Source organism: Helicobacter mesocricetorum, from assembly GCF_900198605.1.
GTDB lineage: Bacteria > Campylobacterota > Campylobacteria > Campylobacterales > Helicobacteraceae > Helicobacter_D > Helicobacter_D mesocricetorum.
This window is the reverse complement of sequence record NZ_FZPJ01000056.1, coordinates 2,582-11,733: the sequence shown is the minus strand read 5'-3', so window position 1 is coordinate 11,733 and position 9,152 is coordinate 2,582. Positions and strand designations below refer to the sequence as shown.

Below are 9,152 nucleotides of genomic sequence, written 5' to 3'. Positions count from 1 at the left end.
TAAAATAAAGATTTTCATAGGGATTCCTTTGGGATAATGTCCTTAGGATGGAATTTAAAAATTTTGAATTTTCCGATACTTTTAAGATAGGTTAATTGTATATTCTCCAAAGAGGGAATTAAAGCCTCTTCATCATAAAACTTCAATAAATTGGTATAAAGAATCAATATGCCTCTTTGGCATAATTTCATCTCCTTTAAGAGATATTGTGGAGAGATTCGATGATAATCCCCTTGATAATAATTCCCCAAAAAATCCTCTCTATCTTTATAAAACTTGCAATAATTTGGCATATGTGGCTCATAAGCAGTAATATAAAAATGCCTTGCAATCTCGTGATCATTGCTTAATAAATGGCGATACTCTTCATTAAAATGGCTTTGCAAATCACGCATTAATTCTTCACGAATCTTAATATGCTCTGGTAATTGGCGATGAAATTGAGAGTTTTTGATATACCATAAAAGCACCCAAACATTACCCACAATCAAAAGCACATTGACCCACAAAGGAAATAAAAGCACACACAAAAGAGTGGCAAAGGGGATTCCAAACTCAATATACCGCTGTGGCTCTCCCAAAAATCGTGCAATCCTCAAAGAAGTAACCAAAAAGGCAAAAAAGCTTGAAGAGAGCAAAACATACAGATTCCAAACCTCCACTTCTGAAGAATCCGCAACCCACCAATAACCCACCAATGCCACACAAGCAGCAAAAGCCCCAATAAGCACTTCAAAAACAGGGTTATTAAGTAAATAATTCTTATCCCTTTTTATCCAAAAATCATAAACAAAATCCCTCCAGATACTAAAACGGGCTTTAAAATGACAATCTTTTATCATAAATTTTGCGTAATTTCTTTTATGATGAAATTGCGTCGTAAAAAAACCTAACGCATAAGAATAATTTAATACAAACAACAAAACAACGCTCAAAGGGATAAGCCATAATATCTCATAATGCGAGGATACAACAGCGATAAAAACGCTAGAGAATAGGACGAATTGATACGCAAATTGACTCCCTAAAAGACAAAAAAACACAAATAATAAAACTATCAAAAACAACTCCACCCCGCCAAAGAGTAGATAAAAATACAAGCCAAAGAGATACCAATACACCAACAAAAGCCCAAAAGCCCTAGCAGAAAGTCCCATAAACTTCGCATTCCATATCACATAAATAATCGGCAGGGTAACCAAGAGCAAATTCGCTAACGCAATCTCTAAAAGATTAAACTCCAGCCCCAAATAAAGCATACAAAGATAAATAAAGCCATTAAAAGAAGCTATCATTAACCCCATTAATACATAGCCAATCCAATTTGCCTTACGCAACAAAAAGCAATCGCTAAAAAATGAGCAAATCCAATGATAGAGTTGCGGACAGACGGCAATATGCTGATTGAAGCTATCAAACTTAGAGACCAGCCAATGTTTATTGTTCTTGATAAACTTTATGAGTTTGAAGTGATAAGCGTGATCGCTTCCACCATAGGGATAATCCATTTTTCTAACAATCCCCAAAAAAATACAAAAGCTCCCTATGCACATCATTAGCAAAATAGCGATTATTTCCACATTTTACCTTTTCCTTTATTTTCATCTCTTTTTTGCAAGGATTTCATAAACTCCACATTCCCCGAAATACTCTCCTAGAAAAAACCCTTTCAAGCTCTTATCTACACTATATCGACCTTTTTCATAAATACAACAGCCCTCGCCACCAAAAGCCAATATCTCCGCCCCACAAGTTTGCAAAAACTCCAAAACCCTCTCTAAGGGCATAACCCTATCCCCAGCAAAATGCTCATTTTGTGCATAGCGATATTCATTAATAAAGGCATTAATGCCTAACTCGCGTGGATTATAATCAGGGGTTTTATTAGGCTCATTAATGATTAAATTATAATACCATCCTTTATCATTACTACATAAATATATTACCCCCCCCCCCCGCAGGACTCTAAAAATCTCCCTTAAAGCCCTCTTCCAATCCATCATATAAATCACAGAATAACAAAAGACAAAGTCAAAAGTATTGTCTCCAAAGGGCAAATTTTCGGCATTTGCTACTTGGAAGCTCACATTATCCACACCAAATTCTTTGCTGAATTTTTGTGCGATTTGGATTCTGCGCTCTTGAATATCTATCCCATAGACAAATTTATTTTGTTTGGCTAGGGCTAAACTCCATTGACCATAGCCACAACCACAATCAAGCACCTTAGTATCCCCTCCCTCTAGTGCGATTTTCTTTAGCCTCTTGCTATACTTTTCTAAGCCCTCACCATAGCACCGCTGTATAAACCCTCTCTCATTAGGAAGTAGCCCCTCTAAATAATCCTTTAGCATAAGCCACCCCCTACACCAATCTATCTCTAATAGAGTGCAAGAGACAAGAGGCTTTTAGGATTTCTCCTTCATATTCCACCTCTTTAATCCTTATTTTCCCACTACCGCAAATAACCACCACGCCCAAATCATCCCACAAGCACACTTGCCCGCTTTGTGCCAAATAATTTTCGCTATCTAAATAAAGTTCTGCATCCCAAATAATGAGCTTCTTTTCTTTATAAAAGCAAAATGCCCCTGCATAAGGATGATTAGAGGCATTAATTAAACGCAAAACCGATTCATTACTAGCATTCCAATCAATTCTGCCATCTTCTGGCTTCCGTGGATAACACCTCAAAATATCCTTAGGATTAGTCGATTGCTTTTGTAAAACATAATCTTTATCTTGCTCCAAAAGCCTTAAAGCCTCCAAAAACATATAAGGCGCTCTTTGCTCTATCCACTCCCAACATTGCGTTACTTTTGTATGAATATCTATGGGCAGATATTCCCTAACAATAATATCCCCACTATCTAAACTACCCCCTTGCATCTTATGCACGCATAGACCAATTTTACTCTCTGCATTAATAATCGCCCAAGCTTGACAAGCATTTCCTCTATATCTTGGTAAATCCCCTCCGTGGATGTTTAGCACCCCATAAGGAAATAAATCAATAATGCAATCCTCAACGATTGAAGTATGATTAACACTAATGGCAATATCCATACTTTTTAAGCTCTTGATAAAATCTACATTCTCTGGGGTAGAGATTCTTGGAGCATAGAGGTAGGGAATGTTTAATGCTTGGGCTAGTTTTTCAAAATCTTTTGCGGTTTTTGTGTATTCTGGAGCCTCTTTTGAGGTGCTAATTAGACCTATTTGGTGGTTATTGGCTCTTAAAACCTCCACCAAGTCATACATAATCTCCGTTCTTCCTATGAGTGCTACTCTCATGCACACTCCTTATGTGCATACTCACAAGAAGCAACTAAAACTAATCTATAAGAGCAAAAGCCCCCCCCCCCCCCGAACAACTCTACAAACGCTTCTTTAGCGTTGATACGACCATAATTTAACGCACTATATTGCATAAATAATTCCTCTGTTTTTTTGGTTTGATAAGCTTGAATCCAAGATTCCAAGCGGACATCTTGCAATGCCTTCCAAGAATCTAAACTTAAAAATTCCGCTTCTGGCAATATCTCGTGGAGATATTTTAATTCCTCTAATGTAAGGGAATCACCTTTATTGCTAATTTGTTGTTTAACTACTCCTTTACTAAGATATTCAATCGTGCTTAAAGAACTTCCATTTGCCAAAAGCTCATTATAATAACCTTTTTTATCCATCTCTACCGCCTCACTTTCTAAAACACTATCATAGGCGATATTTAAATACTTTGCGACTTTTTGCATTTCTTTGGGGCGAGTTTGTTTATTTTTAAGCATAGAAAAAATAATGCAATGCTTTTTTTCTCGCTCATAACTTGCCACCCACCAAGAAAACACAGCCCTTAAAGCTTCATTGCTTAAAGCTTGTTTTTTTAATAAAAAGTGATGCGGGTTTTTTTGCCCATAGACATACATCACGAGCATATTTTTCTTAGAAGCTATCATATCAATAGGATTCCTAAGAGTGCTTAAAATCTTGCAATCATATTGCAAAAATGCCTCACTCCCAAGCATATAAGAATGATCATCGTGCAGGCAATAATAAGTCTGTTTTGTCGGGAACTCCAAGTCTAAAATATGATGAATGGTTTTAATCGCGCTCTCTAAAGGATTATCACCCAAAATAAGATTCTTAACATCTAACTTGTGGGGAAATAACTTTGCTAAAGTCTCTGTGGTAATATCTGGCCAAGAACCCTTTTTATCGATAATGGTTGTTTTGTGCATTAAGGTATTAAAGAAGGTCTCTTTATCCACTCTTGTGGCATTTAAAGGGAATCCAAAAGGCTTAGAGCAGACAAATTGGATTCTAAAAGGGGCAAAATAAATCTCCTTATGCCCAAAAAGCAACTGATAGAGCAAAGAAGTCCCTGTGCGAGACATAGAATCAATAAAAAGGTATTTCATTTTAGTAATCTCTTTAAAATATTTTTAGCACCATTAGGGGAATCTCCGCACTTTTGTTTTAGTTTTTGAACATCATTCATAAAAGGTTTTGCATTTTCATACTGCTCTAAAGATGCCGTATTTAAAAAAATATGAATAGGGTGGAATCCAAACATAAAATAGCTATCCCTCTTGATACTACCAATATCAATTTTCTCTTCATACATACAAGCCACATCATCTGCCCAATGATAAGGACACCGAATCAGCTTATCCCAATTCACAAAAGGCTCAATTAATCCCCCCCCCCCGCTAATATAGGGATACAAAGGTTGCATTCATGGGTTATTCCCATAGCCTTTGCTTCCATTAAGATTCTACTAGAGATACCCAAAGAATGGCTACGCATAACCCTAGCTTCTGGAACAATATTTAAATAATATTCCAACACCCTAGCATAATGATTTCCATAACAAAAATTTCCTTCTAATAGTGGATTAAAGTTAGGGTGTATGCCAAGCTCAAAATAGGGATTTTCTCTTATTCTATCCAGCAAGGGGGTTTTATGGGTAGCAAACCAAGTTACCCTAGCATTAGCTTGTTCTAAAATATCAATGCAATATTCTAAGACGACATCACTTGCCCAATCTATATCAAAAGTTAAAAAAGGTCTCAAGAAAGAATGAGGCATAGAAGGATTAATCTCACTTACCAATCCAAAATCCATAACCATTCTTTCCTTTTGAAGTATTTTAGCCAAGCATTATATCAAGAATTTTTTAATAAAAATATCAACCCTCAAGATTAAATTTCCCAAAAGATCTTTTAAAAAGCTTGAGAAATATAATCAAACTTTAAGATTCCTAACAAATAGTCTTAATCCTTTAATCCCCTAAGCTTCCTTATAGGAACTCCCACATAAACACTATAAGGCTCTGTATTTTTATTAACCAATGCACCAGCTCCTATGATACTACCCTCTGCAATCCTAACACCGCCTAAAATAATAACATTTGCACCAATCCACACATCAGATTCTAAAACTACCGGCTTAGAAAAGATACAATCCTCCACGCTTTTTAAATCCTTTAAGCGACTATTATTAGGATTTGAATCAGCAATTATTGTTACATTTGTTGCAAGCGCACATCTATCGCCTATAACAACTAAAGGCTCATAATTATCACTAATTACTAATCCTCTATTAATAACTGCCCCCCCCCCCACAGAGACATTACTTAGCCTAAAGAAAAGTTTTCTTATTCTATTATCAGGATGCTCACAACCCAAATAACGCAATAATTTCAAAGGCAACCCCTCTACCATAGTTTTTATCTCCTCTATGGGATAAACTTCCCAATTAAACATAATTTCTTGTATAAGTGCAACTCTATTCATTGTTTTCCTTTTAATAATTTGTAATCCAAAGCATTAAAAAATTTCACGCTCTTATAATCCAAAGTCAAAGAGGGCATAAAGCCCAAAGAGGATTCCTCATTAAAGTCCTCTAAAACCCTAATCCCCTCTCCTAAAGATACTTTTAAAACAAAATCTAAATACAAAAGTGCTTGATGCACAAACAACCTATGCGTATAATCCCTCAAATTACTATCACATCTTTTTAAAACACATCTTGCGACAATTCCACCCTTATCTACTTCTTTGGTTACATAATGAATCGTCGCCCCATACAGCCTATCATCGCCCACAAAAGATCTTTTTACAGAATCCAAGCCGACATATCTAGGCAGCAATGAGGGGTGGCAATTAAACATCTGCTTCTTCTCCTCTCCAAAATGCTCTAATAAGTCATATCTTAAAATCTTATTGCAAGATAAAAAAACAAAATCCACCGCATTAGCCAATAGCCACTTTAGAACCAAACTCTCAAACTCTCTAAAATCCGCTGCATAAAATATCTTAGCATTTGGATAATCCCTAAAATCAGACATCACTCCACATTCTTTATCAGAAAACAGCAAGATATTTTCTACTTTTTCTAATAGATTCCTATTTTGGTAAATAAATCTAAAAAACGAACCATTTCCCGTGCAAAAAAACGCAATATTCATAAAATTCCTATTTCAAAACTAAGATTGTCCATTCAAATAAAGGATAATCGTGCAACAAAACTACATTTTTAGAAAAATATTTCCTACAAACCTCAAAATAATAACAAGGATTGGCATAATACAAATTTTTATCCCTAAAATCCACCCTATCTGTAAGCATATTAAAACTAAAACCTTTGTAGGATTTTTCATTCATATTATGAAGCACTGCTAAAATATAATCTCTCCATTGCGATTCTTGTTCATCAAAAATAGTATTAAAGATTCCAGAAGCCACAGAATAATCCGCACAATGCGTAATAAGATTGCTATTTTCCAAAAAGATTTGCTCTTTTCCCTCATCATTGTGTATAAATTCATTAGCCGCATTTATCATCACTTCAGATATATCATAGCCAAAATATTTATTCAAACACATATTTTTCATCTTTATAAACTCATACAAAGCACCATATCCACAACCTAAATCATTAATAGATACCCCCCCCCCCGCACTCTAAAGATACAACCTCCAAAAGCTTTGAAAAACGCAAATTTTGCGATTCTCTATCCTTCCAACCCACACTTTTACTATCAATACCATATATTTTAAGTGCATTGTCATACCAATTCTTAACTTTATTTAATTCCATACTTTTCTCCTAAATATTTAAAAGGTAAAACATAAAAATAAGGGTATTCCACCAGCAATTCCTCTTTAGTAGAATCCAAAATATTTTTATTATTAAGCAATGTGTAATAGTGATAAATCCTATCACAGGCACCAAACTTGGATTTAAACCTATAAACCCCATCTTGTAATGCCCAAGTTCCACCAAAATTCCACCATTTATAGCCATTATTATACGCCTCATTCATTGCCTTAAAAATAATAAGTGGCAATGCTTGGAATGTTCGATACTCACTAAGTAAGGCGGGTGTATAATACTCCACCACATCCCCATAATACAAACACAAAAGCCCAGCAATAGCCCTGCCCTGAAATTCCGCTACATAAAGCTTATATTCTTTATTATGACAACACTTTAAAAGGCTTTTAAAAAATTCTTTTGGTTTAGGGATTCCCTTCATACTTGTTATATTTTCAAAATGCGTCTGATAAAGAAACTCAAAATCTTGACTTGACTTTACGCTAACTCCATTCCTAATGGCTTTAGCAATATTTCTCCTAGCACTTGGAACAAAGCTTTTTAAAAGCACCTCCTCATTTGCCAAAGGAGTTATCTGCCCAATCCTACTATCCATAAATTCATAGGGCAAAGTTTCTTTTACAATAGCAAAATCCTCCAAAAAAGGATTAGTGATGTAAGTAGAACTTGCAAACTCTTTGCAATGCTTCTTATAAGCTTCCAAAAGTTGGTTTTTGGCTTCTATATTATTTGCTAAAATCCCTCCATTGCTCCCAAAAAATGGTAGAGAATTCAAAACCTCTCCATACTTCCCATCTCTTAACATCAAGGGTAAAATCCCATAAACTTTATCTTTATTAACCGCTATTAAATAATGAGATTTACATTGTAAAACATCCTCTAACAATGCTTTAAAAGATAAGGAATAATACATCATCGCACAATCACAGGTATTCAAAAACGCATTATATTTTGAAGTAAAAGTAGAATCTAAGAGGCTAATTTGCATATTAGCCCCCTATTTTGACAAACTAATAGAGTGTTATTTACACCTCTATTTGCCCCCCCCCCCGCAGAGGTAGAAATTGGACTTAGCCAATCACTCACATCAAAATCCACAAGATTTGCTAGAAGTTTAATGTCCTCACTAAAGACTTCTTGGAGTAACTCCACACAATCTTGCGGGATACTCTCTTTAATTTCTTTGATATTATTTTTAAGTTGCAAGAATCTTTGTCTTTGCTCTTTGTTTTCGCTCATCGCCTCTTCTTTGCGGACAGAATTGATAAACTGCATAAAGCTTTTATCACCAAAATAAGCTCTAAGCTCTTTTTGTAATTTCACATCAACTACACTTAAGCTCGTATGATTAGGAGCATAAGAGGGGATAAAGTCCTGCGTCTTTAACCCCAAAAACTCATAGATTTTAGGCAAAAGAGAAAGATTAGCATTGGTAAGGGATTCGGATTTAATACATAAAATCTGCTCTTTGGGAAAAAATTCTAAAAACTCCGTGAGTTGCTTGGCATAAAATCCCCTTCCTGTATAATCATAAGGAGCAATCTCTCTCCAAATCCCTTGAGTATCCTCGATTCTTTGCTTTTCGTTAAGAATCGCCTCTTTAAAGCTCACAGATTCTAACCCCTGCAAAGCCGTAAAGCGATAATTCGCCCACGCCCTTTGTATAGGGTTTCTTAACATAAAAATAAATTTCATCTTAGGAAAATCTTTAGAGATTCTCCTTGCCACTTCTCTACCGCCATAAAGATAAGAAGAGGAACGTTCACCTATTGCGATTTTATCATCTGTCGCCTCACTAAAATAATGGTTTAAATACCATTTTATCCCCTTAGCATATTCCCAACTCTTATAATAATAATGAGGTTCTGGAATCCTCTGCTTTGGCAAATAAATTTCACGATGTTGGATAAGAAGCTCATAGAGGAAACTCGTCCCACTTGCTGAAGAACCACCGATAATAAAATTAGGCACACGCATAAAGTCCCCCTAAGCCACAAGAGGGGAACGAATAAAAGCTAGTTTGCCCCCCCCCC

The 9,152-nt window shown here is 35.6% G+C and carries 12 protein-coding genes; all 12 read right to left on the bottom strand.

What is annotated here, in order from left to right; genetic code table 11:
* Positions 1–14: 14 nt before the first annotated feature.
* Positions 15–1,580 carry a hypothetical protein gene (locus C6H18_RS09005; protein ID WP_104722762.1) on the bottom strand — a complete coding sequence of 522 codons (1,566 nt, stop codon included), beginning with the start codon at positions 1,578–1,580 and terminating at the stop codon, positions 15–17.
* A 21-nt stretch (positions 1,581–1,601) separates the two neighbouring features.
* The gene (locus tag C6H18_RS09000; RefSeq protein WP_104722761.1) at positions 1,602–2,354 is read right to left on the bottom strand and encodes a class I SAM-dependent methyltransferase; all 753 of its coding nucleotides are present in this window, start codon (positions 2,352–2,354) and stop codon (positions 1,602–1,604) included.
* Between the two features lie 10 nt (positions 2,355–2,364).
* Complete coding sequence (locus tag C6H18_RS08995; protein WP_104722760.1) at positions 2,365–3,294, bottom strand: methionyl-tRNA formyltransferase; 930 nt, start codon at positions 3,292–3,294, stop codon at positions 2,365–2,367.
* Positions 3,291–4,418, bottom strand: a complete 1,128-nt coding sequence (locus C6H18_RS08990) for a sulfotransferase domain-containing protein (protein WP_104722759.1) — start codon at positions 4,416–4,418, stop codon at positions 3,291–3,293. Before C6H18_RS08990 ends, C6H18_RS08995 begins: the two co-directional genes overlap by 4 nt.
* Entirely contained in the window at positions 4,415–4,735 is a 321-nt protein-coding gene (locus tag C6H18_RS08985) for a polysaccharide deacetylase WbmS family protein (RefSeq protein ID WP_104722758.1), read from the bottom strand. Before C6H18_RS08985 ends, C6H18_RS08990 begins: the two co-directional genes overlap by 4 nt.
* A complete protein-coding gene (locus tag C6H18_RS08980; protein WP_104722757.1) occupies positions 4,693–5,130 on the bottom strand; it encodes a polysaccharide deacetylase WbmS family protein in 438 nt (145 codons plus the stop codon). The genes C6H18_RS08985 and C6H18_RS08980 overlap by 43 nt, the downstream gene beginning before the upstream one ends.
* A gap of 143 nt (positions 5,131–5,273) precedes the next feature.
* Positions 5,274–5,795, bottom strand: coding sequence for an acyltransferase (locus C6H18_RS08975; protein ID WP_104722756.1), 522 nt, complete (start codon positions 5,793–5,795; stop codon positions 5,274–5,276).
* The gene (locus C6H18_RS08970; RefSeq protein ID WP_104722755.1) at positions 5,792–6,469 is read right to left on the bottom strand and encodes a formyltransferase family protein; all 678 of its coding nucleotides are present in this window, start codon (positions 6,467–6,469) and stop codon (positions 5,792–5,794) included. Before C6H18_RS08970 ends, C6H18_RS08975 begins: the two co-directional genes overlap by 4 nt.
* Positions 6,470–6,476: 7 nt before the next feature.
* A complete protein-coding gene (locus C6H18_RS08965) occupies positions 6,477–6,887 on the bottom strand; it encodes a hypothetical protein (RefSeq protein WP_104722754.1) in 411 nt (136 codons plus the stop codon).
* Between the two features lie 52 nt (positions 6,888–6,939).
* Positions 6,940–7,101 (bottom strand): hypothetical protein, encoded by a 162-nt coding sequence (locus C6H18_RS09500; protein ID WP_158654900.1) that lies wholly within the window; start codon positions 7,099–7,101, stop codon positions 6,940–6,942.
* Complete coding sequence (locus C6H18_RS08960; RefSeq protein WP_104722753.1) at positions 7,088–8,107, bottom strand: peptidoglycan bridge formation glycyltransferase FemA/FemB family protein; 1,020 nt, start codon at positions 8,105–8,107, stop codon at positions 7,088–7,090. The genes C6H18_RS09500 and C6H18_RS08960 overlap by 14 nt, the downstream gene beginning before the upstream one ends.
* Positions 8,089–9,096, bottom strand: a complete 1,008-nt coding sequence (locus tag C6H18_RS08955) for a sulfotransferase family protein (protein WP_104722752.1) — start codon at positions 9,094–9,096, stop codon at positions 8,089–8,091. The genes C6H18_RS08960 and C6H18_RS08955 overlap by 19 nt, the downstream gene beginning before the upstream one ends.
* Positions 9,097–9,152 lie beyond the last annotated feature (56 nt).

Bases quoted from the DNA above. Each gene is read 5' to 3' on its own strand.
- C6H18_RS08970 (WP_104722755.1), bottom strand. From the start codon at position 6,469: ATGAATATTGCGTTTTTTTGCACGGGAAATGGTTCGTTTTTTAGATTT.
- C6H18_RS08965 (WP_104722754.1), bottom strand. From the start codon at position 6,887: ATGTGTTTGAATAAATATTTTGGCTATGATATATCTGAAGTGATGATA.
- C6H18_RS08955 (WP_104722752.1), bottom strand. From the start codon at position 9,096: ATGCGTGTGCCTAATTTTATTATCGGTGGTTCTTCAGCAAGTGGGACG.
- C6H18_RS08995 (WP_104722760.1), bottom strand. From the start codon at position 3,294: ATGAGAGTAGCACTCATAGGAAGAACGGAGATTATGTATGACTTGGTG.
- C6H18_RS09000 (WP_104722761.1), bottom strand. From the start codon at position 2,354: ATGCTAAAGGATTATTTAGAGGGGCTACTTCCTAATGAGAGAGGGTTT.
- C6H18_RS09500 (WP_158654900.1), bottom strand. From the start codon at position 7,101: ATGGAATTAAATAAAGTTAAGAATTGGTATGACAATGCACTTAAAATA.
- C6H18_RS08980 (WP_104722757.1), bottom strand. From the start codon at position 5,130: ATGGTTATGGATTTTGGATTGGTAAGTGAGATTAATCCTTCTATGCCT.
- C6H18_RS08960 (WP_104722753.1), bottom strand. From the start codon at position 8,107: ATGCAAATTAGCCTCTTAGATTCTACTTTTACTTCAAAATATAATGCG.
- C6H18_RS08985 (WP_104722758.1), bottom strand. From the start codon at position 4,735: ATGCAACCTTTGTATCCCTATATTAGCGGGGGGGGGGGATTAATTGAG.
- C6H18_RS08975 (WP_104722756.1), bottom strand. From the start codon at position 5,795: ATGAATAGAGTTGCACTTATACAAGAAATTATGTTTAATTGGGAAGTT.
- C6H18_RS08990 (WP_104722759.1), bottom strand. From the start codon at position 4,418: ATGAAATACCTTTTTATTGATTCTATGTCTCGCACAGGGACTTCTTTG.